The following is an 18,720-nucleotide window of genomic DNA, read 5'->3' on the forward strand; positions in this document are numbered from 1 at the left end:
GGCCGCCTCCTGAACCCCCGGGGCCGCCCCTCACCTCACGTGTGTCAGCTGCACCACCGGCTGCCTACACCGCCTCGGTGAGCTCCCGGTCCAGCAGGGCCACGAGCTCGGCGCCGTTCTTGCCCTTCTTGCGCGCCTGGTGCAGTTGAAGCCGCGCCGTGCGGGCCGAGAGGGACAGTGTCATCAGCTGGTTCCCGAACCAGGGCCCACCCGTACGCCGCCAGCTCAGCGGTGGCCGGCCGGTGCGCCCGTGGCGGGTGAAGCCGCGGCCCAGCCACCGGCCGGCCCGCGACCAGCCCAGCCGGAAGCCCCATTTGACGGCGGTATGGATGGAGTTGTGCACGGGCGAGCACGTCAGCTGGAACACCCGCGCCGTCGTGGGTATTCGAGGCTCGGCGACATACGCGTGGTGCACGTCCCCGGACAGGACCGCCACCGTCGCCGGCGCCCGCGGGCCCGTCGCCACCTCCTCGATCAGATCCGACAGCATCGCGAACGACGCCGGGAACGCCGCCCAGTGCTCCAGATCGCTGCGCCGCCGCAGGTCCTCCCCGATCCGCGCCCACCGCTCCCCGCGATCCCCGCGGCACACCGCCGCGTTCCACGTCTCGGCGTCGTGGATGAGCGGCGGCATCAGCCACGGCAGCGAGGACCCGATCAGGAGGTGGTCGTAACCGCCGTGCCCGGCGAGGGCGTTGTCGCGCAGCCACTGCCGCTCCGCCGGGTCGAGCATGGCCCGCCCCTCCTCGGCCAGCACCCGCGCCGCCCGGGTGTCGACCATCAGCAGCCGGGTCCGGCCGAAGTCGCGCCGGTAGCTCCAGCGCACCGTGCCCGGATCGGCGTCCGCCGACGCGGCGAAGGCCCGCAGGGCGTCCGTGCCGTCGGGGGCCCGCCGTATCTCCCCGTACAGCGCGTCGGCCTCCAGCTCGGCGGGCGAGAGGTTGCCCAGGTGCTGGTAGACCCAGTACGACATCAGTCCGCTGAGCACCCGCTCCTGCCACCACGGAGTCGCCCGCATCTCCGCCAGCCAGGCCGCGCTCGTGTTCCAGTCGTCGATGACGTCGTGGTCGTCGAATATGTGCAGGCTCGGCACCGTCGACAGCAGCCAGCGGATCTCCGGATCGAGCCAGGACTCGTAGTAGAGCCGCGTGTACTCCTCGTAGTCCGCGACCTGGGCGCCCGGCGCCTCCCGCAGGTCCCGCCGGGCGGCCAGCCACTGCCGGGTCTCCGCCGACAGCGCGTCCGCGTACACCTGGTCGCCGAGGAGGAGCAGGACGTCCGGGCGCACCGCCTCCGGGTCGGCGGCCAGCCGCGCCGCGAGGGTGTCGAGGGCGTCCGGTCCGTGCCGCCCGTGCCGTCCGGCGGGCGGCGCGGCCTGCCGGCAGGAGCCGAAGGTGACGCGCACCCCGGGTGCGGGCCGGCCGGAGCCCGCCGTGCCCGCCACGGCGGGAGTGGTGATCGTGCTCGCGGGGAAGCGGCTGTCGGGCAGCGGCCACACCCGCACCCCGTCGAGCAGCACCTCGTACGAGGTCACCGCCCCCGGGCTCAGGCCCGTCACCGGCACGAGCGCGTAGTGATGGCCGGCTATCTGGAAGGTGCGCACGCTGCCGCCCGCCCCGTCCGCGCACCGCACCTCGGCCGTGCACGGGCGGTCCGCCTCCACCCATATGGTGGCCGACCGACCGGTGTCCCAGTCGACGTGGCGCAGCAGTGGCCCCAGACGCAGTCCGGCCATGCAACTCCCCCTCCTCCGTATCCTCTTGGATCACCGTACGACGGGGAGGGGGAGCAGCGCCTCCCCCTGGCGGGGGAGAGGCGCGGGGAGCGAGGGAAAAGATCAGCAGCCGTTGAGGACGTTCACCAGCGCGGTCTTCTCGGCGGAGTCCATGCTCAGGCCCCAGTACTGCTTCACGTGGACCCACATGCGCGCGTACGTGCAGCGGTAGGCGGTCCGCGAGGGCAGCCATTCGGCGGGGTCGAGGTCGCCCTTGGCCTGGTTCACGTTGTCGGTGACCGCGATGAGCTGCGGGCGGGTGAGGTCGTTGGCGAACTGCTGGCGCTTGGAGGTGGTCCAGGAGCTGGCCCCGGAGCGCCAGGCCTCGGAGAGCGCGACGACGTGGTCGATGTCGAGGTCGGAGGCGGCGGTCCAGGTGGCGCCGTCGTACTCGGAGTACCAGCTGCCGCTCACCGCGGCGCAGGAGGAGTCCTGGACGACGCCGACGCCGTCCCGCTTGAGGACGGTCTCGCGGGTGTTGCAGGTGCCGGAGACGGTGCTCCAGTGCGGGAAGAGGTCGCGGCTGTAGCCGGTGCTGGACCCTTCGGCCCGCGGGGTGACGGTCGCCAGGTACGAGCGGGCGGCGGAGGCGCTGATGGGGGTGGGCGGGGCGGCCTGGGCGGTGGGCGCGTTCACGAGGGAGGTGAGCGCGGCCATCGCCGCTGCTGACGCGAGCACGCCAATTCGACGCGCGTAGATCTTGGGCATGAGTGCCATGAGGGGCTCCCTGGGTGGGGGGATGTGGCCGTGCGGCCCCGGCGGGGCGCGGCCATGCTGTCGGCGCCGGGTTTCGCGGGGATGGGCGCCAGGTGACAGCCTGGCGACATGTGCACGTCACATCAAGTCATACAACTCCCCTTGTTTCAATCGGAAGTTGATGTTCCGGAAAGAGGGGGTCGGCCGGCGGGATGGCGCGGGGAGCGGCCGGGCGGGTGTATTCGGGACCAAAGGCCCATGACGGGCGCTCGGCGGTGTCGCGTACCCTGGACGGAGCAGAAGGGGAGTAGCTCTTCGCCGGACCGTCGACATACTGCTGGGTCACCCCAGCCGGCGCCCGGAGGCAGGCCGCGGACCGCGGTCGGCCAGCGAGACCTTCGGCCGCAGTGTCCTGTCCATGCGGAAGCGCGTTCGTGCGCGCGTACGCAAACCAGGGCGCCGCCGAGCCGAAGCGACCCCTGACACACCCCAGGTCTCTCGGTACCGGCGGCGTCCTGCCCGACCGATTGAGGTTCCACCCCCGTGTTCAGCTTCAGCGTCATGGCGATCGCCTTCGGCGTCGTCTTCCTTGCCGAACTCCCCGACAAGACGGCCCTCGCCGGTCTGATGCTCGGCACCCGCTACCGCGCCTCGTACGTCTTCGCGGGCGTCGCCGCCGCCTTCGCCGTGCACGTCGCGCTCGCCATCGCCGCGGGCAGCGTGCTCACCCTGCTCCCGCACCGGCTCGTCCAGGCCGTGGTGGGCGTCCTCTTCCTTGCCGGCGCGGCGATGCTGCTCCTGAAGAAGGGCGACGGGGAGGAGGAGGTCAAGCCGCCCGCCGACCAGTCCTTCTGGAAGGTCTCCGGGGCCGGGTTCATGCTGATCCTGGTGGCCGAGTTCGGCGATCTGACCCAGATCATGACCGCCAACCTCGCGGCGCGCTACGACAACCCCGTCTCCGTCGGACTCGGCGCCGTGCTGGCCTTGTGGGCGGTCGCGGGCATCGGCATCCTCGGCGGTCGCACGCTGATGAAGTACGTACCGCTGCGGCTGATCACCAAGGTGGCGGCGGCGGTGATGGCGGCACTGGCGGTGTTCTCGCTGTACGAAGCGATCGCGGGCTGACCGTGCGCCTGGCGGCGGGCCGGGCGGCGGTCGGTGGAGGGGCGCGGGCGGGCGGGCGGCCGGTGGCCGGGGCTGCGGCCCGGCGGCGGCCGCGGCCTGCGCGGCCGTGCGGCCGGTGGCCCGGCAGCGTGCGGCCCGGCGGCTAGGGCTGGTGGCCCGGCGGTCTGATGCCCGGTAGCCCCGTGGCCCGGTGGTCTGGAAGCCTGCAGCCAGGGGTCTGGTGGCTTGACGGCCTGCGGCTCAGCCGAAGCCGTTGCACGTGCGGCCCGCGCGGCCCGCGCGGCCTGGCGGAGTGGAGGCATGCGGCCCGGTGGCCCGGTGGCCCGGTGGCCCGGTGGCCCGGTGGCCCGGTGGTCTGGAGGCTCAGCGGCGGTCTGGGGTCTTGGCGGCCTGCGGCTCAGCCGAGGCCGTTGCCCGCGCGGCACGGCGGGACGGCGGCCTGGTGGCGTGGAGGCCTGCGGCCCGGCGGCCTGGTGGCACGGCGCTGTGGAGGGCTGCGAGGTGGTGGCTCCGGCTGGTGGGGCTGGGTTTGGGGTGCCGGGAGGTGGGCCGCCGGGCGTCCCCTCTTCTCGTTCACATGTTCTCCGTTTCTGCTTCACCAATCCGTGTGCTCCATAGCGCTATGCCCCGTGGATTGTCATGCCCGCGGCCGTGGGTGGGTGGCCGATTTCCGGCCACGCACGGCTTGTGGGGAAGGGGGGCGGCCCGGTGTCTCGGCCACGCTTTCTGTTCGTTTCATGGGTGGACGTCGCACGACGTCAGGCCTCGGGGGGTAATTCCGGCCAGGTCGGGGCGGGCGACGCACCCGATGCCGTGACCTGGCGTCTGGTCGGTGCCAACAACCACGAACTGGGTCGCAGCCCGCGGGTGCACAGCAGCCTCGCCGCCTGCTGCGCCTCCGTCGAGCGGCTGCGGGCCGAGGCCGAGCGGGTGACCGCGCTCGTGGCGATGTCCCCCGGGAGCACCGCCACCGCTCCAGGCAACGGCAACGGCAACGGCATCGGTGCCTGGACCTGGCAGCTCGTGCTCGACGACACCTGCGTCGCCGTCGCCGTACGCACCTTCCGCCGCCAGCGCGAGTGCCGGCACAGCCTCCAGCTCTTCCTGGCCGCCGTCACCGAAGCCCAGGTCGCCTCCGGCGTCAGCTACACCCGGCGGCTGCGCGGCCTGCGCCTGCCCGGCGCCGGCGACGCGCCCGGCCTCGCCGTACGCGGGGGTGGCCTCCTGTGACCACCGCGACCACGACCACCACCGTCGTCGACCCCTCGCCCGACCCCGGCACCACGCCCCGGCCGCTCGGCAAGGGCGGCGACCCCGCCGACCGGTTCTTCCGCGGCTCCGCCCGCGGCGCCGGCGCCGTCGTGCTCGTCATCATGACCCTGGTCGGCGTGTTCCTCGGCGGCCGCGCCCTGGAGGCCCTGCGCGACGCCGGCCCGGCCTTCCTGACCACCTCCGCGTGGGAGCCCGACTCCCACAACTTCGGCATCGCGACGGTCATCCCCGGCACCGTCCTGATCGGCGTCGTCGCGATCATCTTCGCCGTACCGCTCGCCGCCGGCACCGCGCTCTACATCACCGAGTACGCGCCGCGCCGCCTCAAGCGGACCCTGATCAGCCTCGTCGACCTGATGGCCGCGGTGCCCAGCGTGGTCTACGGGCTCTGGGGACTGTTCCTGTTCCAGCCGAACGTCGTGGGCCTGTCCCGCTGGCTCACCACCTACTTCGGCTGGTTCCCCCTCTTCGCCGTCGACGGGGACAACCCCGGCGACCCGCTCAACCCGAACACCTTCTACACCTCGTCCACCTTCATCGCCGGCATGGTCGTCGCGCTCATGGTCACGCCGATCGCCTGCTCGGTGATGCGCGAGGCCTTCGCCCAGGCCCCACCCGGCGAACGCGAGGGCGCCTTCGCCCTCGGCGCCACCCAGTGGGGCGTCATCCGCTCCGTGGTCCTGCCCTTCGGCAGGGGAGGGATCATCGGCGGCACCATGCTCGGCCTCGGCCGCGCGCTGGGGGAGACCATCGCCATCTTCCTGATCATCTCCCCGGTCTTCGAGTTGCAGTGGCACGTCCTCCAGAACGGGGCCAACTCCGTGTCCGCCCTCATCGCCCTGCGCTACGGCTCCGCCAGCGAGTTCGGCATGTCCGCCCTGATGGCCGCCGGTCTCTCCCTCTTCCTGATGACCCTGGTCGTCAACTTCATCGCGTCCTCCGTCGTCGCCCGCAGCCGCTCCGGAGCGGGGGCCGACGCATGACCGTCACCACCGACCGCACCGGCGCCGCCACCGCCGAAGCGCCCCGCACCGTATGCCCCGAAGTGGTCCACGACGGCCCCGGCGTGCCCCCGGAGTACCGCCGCAACACCTCGACCGTGCACGCCCGGGACGTCCTCGCCCTCGTCGGGGCCTTCGCCGCCGCGCTCGCGCTGACCTCGCTGTTCTTCGGGCGGGTCCTGCCCTTCGACGCCCCGCTCGGCTTCACGGTCGTCCTCTACCTCACGTTCATGGCGCTGTACGCCGTCCTCGTCTCCCTCGACGAGAACGGCTCCGCCGTCCGGGCCCGCCTCGCCCAGGTGCAGGTGCACGCCATCGCCGTACTGCTCCTGGCCGGCCTCATGTTCGTCGTCGGCTACGCCCTCGTGCGCGGCTGGGAGGCGCTGTCCCACCTCAGCTTCTTCACCGAGGACATGTCCCGCGCCGGCCCGCTCAGCCCGCTCACCGAGGGCGGCGCGCTGCACGCCATCGTGGGCACCCTGGAGCAGATCGCCATCGCCCTGGTGATCACCGTGCCGCTGGGGCTGGCCTGTGCCGTCTTCCTCAACGAAGTCCCCGGCCGCTACGCGCGGTTCGTGCGCACCATCGTCGAGGCGATGACCGCGCTGCCGTCGATCGTGGCGGGCCTGTTCATCTACGCCACGTGGATCCTGGCCCTCGGCCACGACAAGTCCGGCTTCGCGGCGGCCCTCGCGCTGTCCGTGATGATGCTGCCGATCATCATCCGCGCCTCCGACGTGGTGATCCGGCTGGTGCCGGGCTCCCTCAAGGAGGCCTCCTACGCCCTGGGCGCCGGCCAGTGGCGCACCGTGTGGACGGTGGTGCTGCCCACCGCCCGCTCCGGGCTGACCACCGCGGTGATCCTGGGCACCGCCCGCGGCATCGGCGAGACCTCCCCGGTGCTGCTCACCTCGGGCATCGCGGCCGGGCTGAACGCCAACCCCTTCGAGGGGCCGCAGATGTCGCTGCCGCTCGCCACCTTCAGCCTGGTCGGCTACCCGGACAAGACGATGATCGCCCGCGGGTTCGGGTGTGCGGCCCTGCTGATGGGGCTGGTGCTGCTGCTGTTCGTGCTCGCCCGCGTCATAGGCGGCCGGGCCCCCGGACAGCTCAGCCGGAGCCAGCAGAACCGCCGGGTCCTCGCCTCGCGCCGCGACGCGGAGCGGATGGCGGCCGGGCGCCGCGTGGAGCTCGGGCGGGAGGAGCCGGCCGGGGCGGTGCCGCAGGCCGGGGCGGCGCCGCAGGACGCGCCGCCAGCGGCGGATCCGTCTGCGGAGCGGCGGCCGGGCGGAGGGCCGGGGCCCGCAGCCCCTGTCCCCGCACCCGGTCCGGCGGAGGGGCCGGATGCCGGGCCCGGTTCCTCGAAGCGGCCGGGCGCCGGGCCCCGCTCCGGTCCCGCGTCCGACGGCCGGTGGCCCGAGCCTCCGCCCTGGAGTTAGGGGCCCCGCCGGCCCTGGCCCCGGCCGGGCCGCGCCTGCCAGGACCGGCCCCGCAGCACCCCGCACGCGCGCCCCCCCGGGGCGCCCCGCACCGCCTGCGCTGCGAGCGCTCGGCTTCGTACGACGACGACCCGTCACTGATCAGGAGAGTTCCCGATGCCCGGACGATCCCCGGCCCACCCCGGACGTGCCCCCTCGGGCTTCGTCGTCCGCGCCCTCGCCCTGTTCCTGGCCGCGGTGGCCCTCGCCCTGCCCGGCGCCGTCCCCGCCGCGGCCGAGAGCTACGTACCGGTCTCCGGCGCCGGCTCCACCTGGAGCCAGAACGCCCTCGACCAGTGGCGCGCCAACGTCAAGCAGTACGGCATGACCGTCAACTACAGCGGTACGGGCTCCTCCGACGGCCGCAACCAGTTCCGCAACGGCACCGTCGACTTCGCAGTCTCCGAGATCCCCTACGGCATCAAGGACTCGGGGGTCGTGGACAACGCGCCCTCGCGGAAGTTCAGCTACATGCCGATCGTCGCGGGCGGCACGGCCTTCATGTACAACCTCAAGATCGGCAACCGCCGGGTCACCAACCTGCGGCTCTCCGGCGAGGTCGTCGCCAAGATCTTCACCGGCACCATCACCACCTGGAACGACCCGGCCATCAAGGCCGACAACCCGGCCCTCGCCGCCGCCCTCCCCGCCCGCCGCATCGTCCCCGTCGTCCGCTCCGACGGCTCGGGCACGACGGCCCAGCTCACCAGCTGGCTGAGCGCGCGGCACACCGCGCTGTGGGACGCGTACTGCGCCAAGGCCGGCCGGTCCACGCCCTGCGGCCAGACCTCCAACTTCCCCGTCGTGGCGGGCAAGGGATTCGTCGGCCAGTCCGGCTCCAACGGGGTCTCCGGCTACGTGGCCCAGGACGGCAACCAGGGCACCATCACCTACGTCGAGTACTCCTACGCGGTGGCCACCACCGGCTTCCCCGTCGCCAAGATCCTCAACGGCTCGGGCTACTACACCGAACCCACCGCGCAGAACGTCGCCGTCTCGCTGACCAAGGCCGGCATCCGGCCGGACCTCACCCAGGACCTGAGCCAGGTCTACGACGAGAGCACCGACCACCGCAACTACCCGCTCTCCAGCTACAGCTACATGATCATTCCGACCGCGCAGGAGAGCAACTTCAACCCGCAGAAGGGCAAGGCGCTCGGCGCCTTCGCCTACTACTTCCTCTGCGAGGGCCAGCGCTCGGTCGACCGGCTCGGCTACTCCCCGCTGCCGATCAACCTCGTGCAGGCCGGGCTCGAACAGGTCCGCCGCATCCCCGGCGTCGTCGCCACCAACGTCGACATCAAGAACTGCAAGAACCCCACCTTCTCCGCCGACGGCACCAACACCCTCGCCAACACCGCCCCGCAGCCCTCCGAGTGCGACAAGAAGGGCGCCACCCAGTGCGAGGTGGGCACCGGAGGCAACAAGACCCCCACCCAGACGGGCAGCGGCGCGGCCTCCGGCGGCAGCGGCGGCGGTACGGGCGGCAGCGCGTCCGGGGGTGCCGCGTCCGGCGGCGGCTCCGGATCGGGCGGCGGCGGAGCCGACGGCGGGGCGGCTGCGACCGGGGGCGCCGCCTCCGGTGAGGGCGGCTCCGGGTCCGGCGGCGACGGCTCGGCGGCCGACGGCGGCGCGGGGGCCGTCGACCCGGTGACGGGCCGGCCCGTCGCGGCGGGCGACCTGTTCGGCATCCCCGTCACCACCGCCACCGGCATCGGCGGGGTCCTGCAGACGGCGCTCATGGTGCTCGGCGCCCTGATCCTCGTCACCCTGACCGTCGGCCCGCCGCTGCTCACCCGGCGGCTGACCCGGCGCCGCGCGGGAGGCGGTTCCTGATGCGGATACCGCTGAGACCGCTGGGCACCGACCCGCGCGGCGGCAACCCGCGCGGCGGCAACCCGCGCGGCGGCACGCCGCGACGTGGCAGGCTGCGGCTCCTGTTCGGGGTCGTCTGCCTCGCCCTGCTCCCCGTCGTGGCCGCCGGAGGTACAGGCGGCCAGCCCGCCCACGCCGCCCCCGCGGCCGACGGCTCCGCGGCGACCGTCTCCGGCACCGGCCCCTTCGCCGACCTCAAGGTGACCGTCAGCCAGACCCGCAACCTCGTCAACCAGGTAGTCAAGGTCTCCTGGACCGGCGGCGCACCCACCCTCTCGGACACCGCGTACTCCGCGAACTACCTCCAGATCATGCAGTGCTGGGGCGACGCCGCGACCGGCCCCACCACCGACCAGTGCCAGTTCGGCGGCTCCTCCGCGCTCGGCGCGGGCGCCGGCAACCAGGCGGCCGGCGCCTACACCAACAGCCGCCAGCTCAACTACGGCGACAACCTCAAGGACGCGGAGAACCAGCCGCTGCCCCCACCCACCCCCAGCGGAATCTCGTACGCCCCGTTCCGCACCGTCAACGCCGACCCGGTCAGCCCCGGCAACTGGAACGAGTTCTTCGACGTCAACAGCACCAACGAGGTCCCCTACGCCCGCACCAACGGCCGCGGCAACGGCGAGGTCTGGTTCGAGGCGCAGACCGCCATCGAGGCCCCCGGCCTCGGCTGCGGCGCCGGCGTCCGCGACGCGCAGGGCGACACCACCGGACGCGGCTGCTGGCTCGTCGTCGTCCCGCGCGGTACCACCGAGATCGACGGCACCCCGTACACCCAGCAGTCCGGCGGCCAGCTCCAGTCCTCCCCGCTCAGCCCGGCCAACTGGAAACACCGCCTCCTGGTCCCCCTCGGCTTCGAACCCCTCGGCAGCTTCTGCCCGATCGGCGCCGAGGAACGCGGCACGCTCGGCAGCGAGATGGCCGCCGAAGCCGTCACCCGCTGGCAGCCCGCGCTGTGCCAGACCGGCGGCAAGGCCATCTACGGCTACGCCCAGGTCCCCGACGAGACGGCCCGCGTCAAACTCCTCTCCGGCACCCCCGGCCTGGTCTTCCTCGGCCGCCCGGCCCAGACCGCACCGGACGCCGCCCGCACACCCGTCTACGCGCCGGTCGCGCTCTCCGGGATCACCATCGGCTTCTTCATCGAGAGCCAGGCGGGTTTCAACGCCCCCGACGAGGTCAAGGCCCGCAACGGCACCCGACTCGGCTCCCTCAAACTGACGCCGCGCCTCGTCGCGAAGCTGCTCACCGAGTCCTACAAGGACGGCAACTCCCGCTTCGCCGAGAGCACCGCCAAGAACCCGGAGAACCTGGGCCGCGACCCCGAGTTCGCCCGCCACAACCCGGACTACGCCGGCCTCGACTTCGGCGGCAAGCTCGGCGACGCCCTCGTACCGCAGCCGCTCGCCGACACCACCCGCCAGCTGTGGGAATGGGTGGCGCAGGACCCGGCCGCCCAGGAGTTCCTGCGCGGGGTCCCCGACAACGCGGGCACGCACGGCGACCGCGCGTACGCGGGCATGCACGTCAACCCGCACTACAAGGACCTCGCGCTGCCGCTCGACAACTTCCCCAAGAGCGACCCGTACTGCCAGCCCTTCGACGACCGGCCGTCCTTCCCGCTCTGCATCCAGGACAAACACCCCTACGCCAGCGACATGCATGCCGCCGCCCGCGCCGCCGGCCGCGGCGACACCCTCGCCCGCACCTCCTGGGACGCGACCGTCACGCCCCCCGCCTACAAGAAGGACCCGCCGCAGCCCGCCGGCGCCAGGGCCGTGCTCGCCGTCACCGACACCGCCACCGCCGAACGGTACGGCCTGGTCCGCGCCGAACTCCTCAATGCGGCAGGCACGTTCGTCGCCCCCGAACCGGCCGCCCTGATCGCCGCCGCGGGCGCCCGCAAGCCCGGCCCGGACGGCTTCAGTTCCCCCGACCCGGCCACCGAGAACCCTGCCGCGTACCCCCTCACCGTCCTCACCTACGCGGCGACCGTGCCCGCCGACCTCACCGTCGCCGAGGGCAAGGACTACGGCAGCCTCCTCGCCTACGCCGCCGACTCCGGCCAGACCCCGGGCGTGTCCGCCGGCACCCTGCCCCACGGATACGCCCCGCTGCCGGAGGCCCTGCGCGCCCAGACCCGCGAGGCGGCCCGCAAGGTCACCGCCGACGCCGGCAAGAAGCCCTCCACCGGCGGCTCGACCTCCGGAACCACGGGCGGATCCACCGAATCCGGTGGTACGTCGGCCACCTCGGGCGGCTCACAGAGCGGCTCGGGATCCGCCACCGGCTCGGGCGGCGCCACCGCCACCGGCGGCTCCGCGGGCGGATCCGCCGCCACCGCGGGCGCCGCGGCTCCGGCCGCAGCCGCCCCGGCCGCACCCGGCGCACCCGCCACCACCGCGGGCAACCCGGCAGCCCAGACCCCCGCCGCCCAGGCCACCGCGGACACTCCGCGGTGGGTCGTCGGCGCCGTCCGGCACGTCCTGCTGATCTGCCTGATCCTCGGCGCGCTCGCGGCCTTCGCCGGCCCGCTGCTGCCCCGGTACTGGCCGTGGCTCCTGCCCCGCCTCCAGGCCCTGCGAGCAGGCGCCGGCCGCCTCGGCGGGGGGAGGTGATACCCGGCTACAACCGTCCGATTCGTCCGCGCCAACGGAACTTCACCCAACGCGCACCGGGCACCACCCGGGGCGCAGCCTATCTGAGGGGTACACCCGCGTGAACAAGAAGAAGATCGCCGTCGCCGTCGCGGCCGCCGCCCTGGCCCTCGGCGCCACCGGCGGCAGCATCGCCTTCGCCGACCCGGCCGGCCCGCCGCCCTACCGCCAGCTCGCCGGTGTCGGATCCGACACCACCCAGGACGTCATGAACGGCCTCGCCGCCGCCATCACCGTGGGCGGCCAGAAGGTCCTCGGCTCGTACGACGCCACCGGCTCCGCGAACATCACCACCAAGGACCCGGCGGTCAACGCGAACTGCACCATCCCGCGCCCCAACGGCAGCGGCGCCGGCCGCTCCGCGCTGCTGACCTCCCTCCAGGCGAACAACGGCTGCCTGGACTTCGCCCGCTCCTCCTCCCTGAACCTGGCGGCCGCGGCCCCCGGCCTGACCTACGTCCCCTTCGCGGTCGACGGCGTCAGCTACGCCATCACCCCCGGCTCGGCGATCCCGCGCAAGCTGTCGCTGACCGACCTCAAGGCGATCTACCACTGCGACCCGAACTACGTCGGCGCGGGCCCCAACTACGACATGACCGTCTACCTGCCGCAGGCCGGTTCGGGCACCCGCAGCTTCTGGGAGTCCCAGATGGGCATCACCGACGCCGACGTCGTCGCCGGCGTCTACCCCTGCATCAAGGACAAGAAGGCCGGTGCCAACGTGCAGGAGCACGACGGCCGCGTCCTCGACGACAAGTCGATCGTGCCGTTCTCCATCGCCCAGTACCAGGCGCAGTCCTCGCAGACCATCGCCGACCTCCGCGGCCGCGCCATCCTCGGCACCATCGACGGCCTGGCGCCCACCGTCCTCAACAACGGCTTCGCCGTGAAGCGCGACGTCTACAACGTCATCCCCACCAGCAAGACCGGCACCGCGCCCTGGAGCACCGTGTTCGTGGGCGCGAACTCGGAGATCTGCAAGCAGACCTCCGTGATCAACACGTACGGCTTCGCCACGAACCCGAACTGCGGCGACATCACCAAGCAGACCCCCTGAACGCCCTGAAATCCCTGATCCGTACCGCCTGATCTTCCTGATCTTCCGATTCTGGAGAGCACCGTGCTGAAGAACAGAGTTTCACGGGCCATGGCCCTGGGCGTCGCCGCCCTGACCACCGCCTTCGCGGCCGGCCTGGCCGGCGCGAGCGCCGCGTACGCCGCCCCGATCGGCACCATCGACATCAACCCGGCCACCGGCGCCGACACCTCCGGCATCGCCTTCACCACCTCCGGCGCCTGCCCGGCGAACGCCACCAACGTCCTGGTCAAGGTCGAGGGCTCCGGCTTCCCCGCCGGCGGCCTGAACGTGGTCGGCAACTCCCCGATCGCCACCTACCCGACCGGCCCGGGCGGCGGCATGGTCATCCCGCTGACCTCCACCATGCGCGACTACGCCAGCCAGGCGGGCTTCACCACCCTCCAGGGCAAGTACGACTTCACGGTGATCTGCCGCACCGCCTTCAACGGCACCAGCCTCGGCGACTACACGGGCGCCATCTGGTTCACCTCGAACACCACCTACCAGGCCAACGACCCGGCGGTGAAGACCGACACCGCCACCGCCCTCGCCGTCACCCCGGCCGGCCCGGCCCAGGCCGGCACCCCGGTCACCCTCACCGCGACCGTGACCCCCACCGGCGGCGCCGCCGGCACCGTCCAGTTCAAGGACGGCGCGGGCAACCTCGGCAACCCCGTCACCGTCTCCGGCGGCATCGCGGCCCTCACCACCAGCAACCTCGCCGCGGGCACGCACGACCTGACCGCCGTGTTCACGCCGTCCAACGCCTCCTACAACGGCTCCACCTCGGCCCACGTCTCCTACGCGGTCCAGGCCGTCCCGGCGTCGCAGACCACCACCGCCCTCGCCGTCTCCCCGGCCGGCACCTCGCCGCAGTACAGCCCGGTCACCCTGACCGGCACGGTCACGCCCGCGGGCGCGGCCGGCTCGGTGAAGTTCACCGACACCGTCGGCGGCACCACCACCACCCTGGGCACCGTCCCCGTCGCGGCCGGCACCGCCGTCCTGACCACCAGCAGCCTGCCGGTCGGCGACCACTCCTTCACCGCCGTGTTCGTCCCGACGAACCCGGCCGCCTACCTCGGCTCCGACTCGGGCGGCATCGCCCACGTGGTCGGCGCGTTCGCCGGAGTCTCCGCCTCCGAAACCATCACCACCACCGTCAACGCCGGCGCGCTCGTGATCAGCGTCGCCAACCCGCAGGTCAACCTGCCCTCGCCGGTCCTCAACGCCGACGGCGACCTGCTGACCACGGCCGGATCCATCAACCCGGTCACCCTCACCGACACCCGCGCCGGCAACCCGGGCTGGACCGTCAGCGGCCAGGTCACCGACTTCTCCGACGGCGCCGCGCACGCCATCAACGGCCAGAACCTCGGCTGGGCCCCGAAGCTCGTCGACAAGGCGCCCGCGCAGACCGTCACCCCCGGCTCCGCCGTCGCGGCCGCGCACGGCGCGGCCAACGGCGACACGGGCACGGCCGGCCTCAAGTCCGCCCGCACCCTCGCCAACGGCACCGGCCTCGGCACCGCGCACGTCACCGCCGACCTCGCGCTGAACGTCCCGACCTCCACGGTGGCCGGCACCTACTCCGCCACCCTCACCCTCACCGCCATCTGATCCAGGCGTGAGCCCCGGGGCGGAACGGACCCCTCCCACCGGAAGCCCGTTCCGCCCCGCCCCTGACGCCTGGACCCACCGCCCTTACCCGGATCGGACGCCCGCGCCATGACCTCCACCGCCCCCGCCCGGCGTCGCAGCCACCCGGGCCCCGCCGCGGCCGCCGTGCTCCTCGCACTGGTGCTCGCGCTGCTCCACACACCCGCCGCGCACGCGGCCCCGGCCCTGGCGGCTCCGGCGGCTCCGGCGGCGGTCCCGGCGGCGGCCCCCGCGGCCGTCCTCGCGCCGGCCGAGGACCGCAAGGCCACCTTCGGCGTACAGCCGGCGAGCCCCAAGGAACCCGACGCCCGCGCCCACTTCTCGTACGGGGTCACCGGCGGCGCGGGCCTTCGCGACCAGATCGCCGTCTGGAACTACGGCGACGAGCCCCTCACCCTCGCCGTCTACGCCAGCGACGCCGTCAACACCGTCGACGGCGGCTTCGACCTGCTGCCCGCCGGCCAGGCACCCAAGGACGCCGGCAGCTGGATCAAGATGGAGAAGGACAAGGTCACGGTCCCCCCGAAGGGCAACGTGATCGTCCCCTTCACCCTCACCGTCCCCGCGAACGTCACCCCCGGCGACCACACCGCCGGCATCGTCGCCACCCTCGCCGGCGGCGGCGAGGACGCCCAGGGCAACAAGGTCCGCCTCGACCAGCGCGTCGGCAGCCGCGTGTACATCCGCGCCGCCGGAACCCTCACCCCGCAGCTGTCCGTCGAGGACGTCACCGCCTCCTACGAAGGCACGTACAGCCCCCTCGGCAAGGGCTCGGCCACCGTCACCTACACCCTGCGCAACACCGGCAACGTCCGGCTCGGCGCCCGCCAGGCCGTCCGCATCAACAGCCTCCTCGGCACCTCCGTCACCGCCGGCGGCCTCAAGGACCTCGGCGACCTGCTCCCGGGCAGTTCGCTGAAGGTCACCGCCAAGGCCGACGGAGTGACGCCCGCGGTGCGCTCCTCCGCCGTCGTCTCCATCCAGCCGGTCGTCGCGCGCGACGGCGTGGACCCCAAGCTCCCGTCCCTGACCCGCTCGGTGTCGCTGTGGACGGTCCCGTGGACCCTGCTCGCGCTGGTCCTGCTGATCATCGCGGGCGGGCTGTGGGTCCGGCGCCGCAGGCGCCTGGCCCGGGCCGCGGCTGCCGCGCCGACCCCCCGGCGCACCACTCGTGAGAACGCCAACAAGGAGCCCATCGTGCAGTTCACCCGCACCATTCGGCGCGGAGCGGCCGGAGCGGCCGTCGCCGTGGCCGCCGCGTCGGCCGCCACCGCCGCCGCGTTCGCCCTGCCCACCGCGGCCGAAGCGGCCGCACCCGTGGGAACGGCCGCGATCAATCCCGCCACGGGCACCGACACCACCAGCATGGACCTCACCACCTCCGCGGCCTGCCCGGCGCCCGCCACCAACATCCTGGCGAAGGTCACCGGCAAGGGCTTCCCCGCCGAGGGCAAGAACGTCGTCGGCAACTCCCCGATCTCCACGTACGGGCAGGCCCCCTCCGGCGGCATCGCGGTCCCGCTCACGATGACCATGCGCGACTACGCCAACGAGGCCGGCTTCACCACCCTCGAGGGCCGCTACGACCTCACGGTGGTCTGCCGCAAGGCCTTCGGCACCGAGACGTACGGGGAGTTCACCGGGTCGGTGTGGTTCACCTCCAACACCGCGTACGTGACGACGGACCCGGGGGGCCAGAACCCGACGCCCACGCCGACCCCGACGCCGACCCCCACCCAGACCCGCACGGCCAGCCCGACGCCCACGGCCACGGACACCGCGTCCCCCACGCCCACCACAACCAGCACCGCCACCACCAACGGCGGCACGGTCGGCGTCTCCACCAGCATCTCCACCTCGGGCGGCACCGGCGGCACCGGCGGAACGGGCAGCACCGGCGGCACGGGCGGCAGCACCTCGGGCGGCGCCTCGGGCAGCACATCCGGCGGCACCGGAGGCGGCAACCTCGCCAACACCGGCACGGACAACGCCCTCCTCGCCCTGATCGCCGCGGGCCTCGTCGCGACCGGCGGCACGGCCGTCTGGTGGGCCCGCCGCCGCGGGCTGCTGACCTTCTCGGGCAACTGAGCACCGGAGAACGACAGATGACAGCCACATCCACACCAGTGGTGGACGCGCACCCCGACCCCGCCGGAGTCTGGAAGGCTCCGGCGGGCCAGGTGCCGCCCCCCACCGCCAAGCCCACCGCCCCGCCCGCGGGGCCCGGACTGTGGGCCACCGGAGCCGCCCTGGCCATCCTGGGCGCGCTCCTCCTCGGCTTCGTCGCCGAGATCGGCCCCCTCGGCCACCTCCGCCACGAGCGGGACCGCCGCGTGGGCTACGCCCAGCTGCGCGACAAACTGGCCAACGCCACCGCCCCGGTCGGCCCCGCCAAGGCGGGCGACCCCGTCGCCCTCCTCACGATCCCCCAGATCGGCGTACGGGAGGTCGTCCGCGAGGCGACCACCGCCGAAGTACTGGCCGCGGGCCCCGGACACCGCCGCGACACCGTGCTCCCCGGCCAGCCCGGCACCAGCATCCTGATGGGCCGCCAGGCGGGCTACGGCGGCCCGTTCGGCCACATCGAGGACCTGGAGAAGGGCGAATCCTTCACCGTCACGACCGGCCAGGGCGAGCACCAGTACCGCGTCCTCGGCGTCCGCCGGGCCGGAGACCCCCAGCCCGCCAAACCCACCGGCAACGCCGGCCTGCTCACCCTGATGACAGCCGACGGCACCCCGTACATGCCCGGCGGTGTACTCCAGGTCGACGCCGAACTCGTCTCGCCCGCCCAGCAGTCCGGCGGCCGCACCCCCGGCCGCCTGGCCGCCGACGAGGCTCCGATGGCCGGCCAGGGCTCGGCCTGGATCCCGCTCGTCCTGTGGGGCCAGGCCCTCCTCCTCGCCGCGGCCGCCCTGGCCTGGGCCCGGGTCCGCTGGGGCCGCGGCCACACCTGGCTGGTCGGCTTTCCTGTCCTGGCCGCCCTGGGCCTCGCGGCGGCCGACCAGGCCGCACTACTCCTGCCCAACCTCCTATAGGCGCTGCGCATCCCGCGCAACGTCCGCAGCCCGCACATCCCGCAAACCCGGTGAATCCCGCAACCCCCGTGAACGAGGCCCCCATGACCGAGACGATCCCCCTGCCCCGGACCATCGCCACCGGAGCCTCCTCCCTGGACGCCCGCGACATCTCCGCCTGGTTCGGCGGCCGCAAGGTCCTCGACCGGGTCTCGCTGACCATGCCCGGAGGGCAGGTGACCGCCCTCATCGGCCCCTCGGGCTGCGGGAAGTCGACGTTCCTGCGCATCCTCAACCGCATGCACGAGCTGATCCCCGGCGCCGAACTCGCGGGCGAGGTACTCCTGGACGGCGAGGACGTCTACGCCCGCGGCCGCCGGCTCACGGACGCCCGCCGGCGCATCGGCATGGTCTTCCAGAAGCCCAACCCCTTCCCCGCGATGTCGGTGTACGACAACGTCACGGCGGGCCTCAAACTCACCGGAGCCCGCGCCTCGGTCAGCGAGAAGGACGACCTCGTAGAGGAGTGCCTGACCAAGGCAGGCCTGTGGAAGGAGGTCAGCGACCGGCTGCGCCAGCCCGGCGGCGCCCTGTCGGGCGGTCAGCAGCAACGCCTGTGCATCGCCCGCTCACTGGCGGTCCGGCCGAAGATCCTGCTGATGGACGAACCCTGCTCGGCACTGGACCCGACCTCGACGCGCCGCATCGAGGAGACCATCCGAGAGCTGGCCGACGAGGTCACCATCGTCATCGTCACGCACAACATGCAGCAGGCGGCCCGCGTCTCCGACCAGTGCGCCTTCTTCCTCGCGGAACAGGGCACCCCGGGCCGGATCGTCGAACACGGCCCCACCTCGGCCATGTTCTCCACCCCCTCCGACCCCCGTACGTCGGACTACGTGGAGGGCCGCTTCGGCTGAGCCGGGCCGGTCCTGTACGAAGGGTCGGACTGATGGCGGGGTCCGGGTTGGGCGGAATCAGAGAGGGCGCGGGGGGTTTCCCGTCAGTCCCATAGTCCTTCCGTGTCGGAACGGCTCGTCAAGGGCGCTCCTCCTTCGTCGTCGCGTCGCTTCGCGATGGCCTTC

13 protein-coding genes are annotated in these 18,720 nt (G+C 73.3%); 11 read left to right on the forward strand and 2 right to left on the reverse strand.

The features are described from left to right. Positions 1-64: 64 nt before the first annotated feature. Positions 65-1,735 carry an alkaline phosphatase D family protein gene (locus AB0O21_RS22515; protein ID WP_365173044.1) on the reverse strand — a complete coding sequence of 557 codons (1,671 nt, stop codon included), beginning with the start codon at positions 1,733-1,735 and terminating at the stop codon, positions 65-67. 102 nt (positions 1,736-1,837) lie between these two features. Then, the gene (locus tag AB0O21_RS22520) at positions 1,838-2,482 is read right to left on the reverse strand and encodes an HNH endonuclease family protein (protein WP_365173069.1); all 645 of its coding nucleotides are present in this window, start codon (positions 2,480-2,482) and stop codon (positions 1,838-1,840) included. A 531-nt stretch (positions 2,483-3,013) separates the two neighbouring features. Between AB0O21_RS22520 and AB0O21_RS22525 the strand changes: the two genes are divergently transcribed. From AB0O21_RS22525 to AB0O21_RS22575, 11 genes are all read left to right on the forward strand, one after another. Continuing rightward, on the forward strand, positions 3,014-3,595 hold the full coding sequence (locus AB0O21_RS22525) for a TMEM165/GDT1 family protein (RefSeq protein WP_365173045.1): 582 nt from the start codon (positions 3,014-3,016) through the stop codon (positions 3,593-3,595). Positions 3,596-4,336: 741 nt separating this feature from the next. After that, positions 4,337-4,825 carry a hypothetical protein gene (locus tag AB0O21_RS22530; RefSeq protein ID WP_365173046.1) on the forward strand — a complete coding sequence of 163 codons (489 nt, stop codon included), beginning with the start codon at positions 4,337-4,339 and terminating at the stop codon, positions 4,823-4,825. Further along, positions 4,822-5,850, forward strand: coding sequence for a phosphate ABC transporter permease subunit PstC (pstC, locus tag AB0O21_RS22535; RefSeq protein ID WP_365173047.1), 1,029 nt, complete (start codon positions 4,822-4,824; stop codon positions 5,848-5,850). The genes AB0O21_RS22530 and pstC overlap by 4 nt, the downstream gene beginning before the upstream one ends. Next, complete coding sequence (gene pstA, locus AB0O21_RS22540; protein WP_365173049.1) at positions 5,847-7,307, forward strand: phosphate ABC transporter permease PstA; 1,461 nt, start codon at positions 5,847-5,849, stop codon at positions 7,305-7,307. The genes pstC and pstA overlap by 4 nt, the downstream gene beginning before the upstream one ends. Before the next feature lie 156 nt (positions 7,308-7,463). Then, positions 7,464-9,182 (forward strand): phosphate ABC transporter substrate-binding protein PstS, encoded by a 1,719-nt coding sequence (gene pstS / locus AB0O21_RS22545; protein ID WP_365173050.1) that lies wholly within the window; start codon positions 7,464-7,466, stop codon positions 9,180-9,182. Beyond that, on the forward strand, positions 9,182-11,842 hold the full coding sequence (locus tag AB0O21_RS22550) for a hypothetical protein (RefSeq protein WP_365173051.1): 2,661 nt from the start codon (positions 9,182-9,184) through the stop codon (positions 11,840-11,842). The genes pstS and AB0O21_RS22550 overlap by 1 nt, the downstream gene beginning before the upstream one ends. Positions 11,843-11,942: 100 nt before the next feature. Next, the gene (locus tag AB0O21_RS22555; RefSeq protein WP_365173053.1) at positions 11,943-12,938 is read left to right on the forward strand and encodes a substrate-binding domain-containing protein; all 996 of its coding nucleotides are present in this window, start codon (positions 11,943-11,945) and stop codon (positions 12,936-12,938) included. Between the two features lie 63 nt (positions 12,939-13,001). Then, positions 13,002-14,579 carry an Ig-like domain-containing protein gene (locus tag AB0O21_RS22560; RefSeq protein WP_365173055.1) on the forward strand — a complete coding sequence of 526 codons (1,578 nt, stop codon included), beginning with the start codon at positions 13,002-13,004 and terminating at the stop codon, positions 14,577-14,579. 108 nt (positions 14,580-14,687) lie between these two features. Beyond that, positions 14,688-16,706 carry a DUF916 domain-containing protein gene (locus AB0O21_RS22565; protein ID WP_365173056.1) on the forward strand — a complete coding sequence of 673 codons (2,019 nt, stop codon included), beginning with the start codon at positions 14,688-14,690 and terminating at the stop codon, positions 16,704-16,706. A 17-nt stretch (positions 16,707-16,723) separates the two neighbouring features. Then, positions 16,724-17,656, forward strand: a complete 933-nt coding sequence (locus AB0O21_RS22570; protein ID WP_365173057.1) for a sortase — start codon at positions 16,724-16,726, stop codon at positions 17,654-17,656. 83 nt (positions 17,657-17,739) lie between these two features. Then, positions 17,740-18,555 (forward strand): phosphate ABC transporter ATP-binding protein, encoded by an 816-nt coding sequence (locus AB0O21_RS22575; RefSeq protein ID WP_365173058.1) that lies wholly within the window; start codon positions 17,740-17,742, stop codon positions 18,553-18,555. Positions 18,556-18,720 lie beyond the last annotated feature (165 nt).

This window comes from Streptomyces sp. NPDC091371, from assembly GCF_040684275.1.
Taxonomy (GTDB): Bacteria; Actinomycetota; Actinomycetes; order Streptomycetales; family Streptomycetaceae; genus Streptomyces.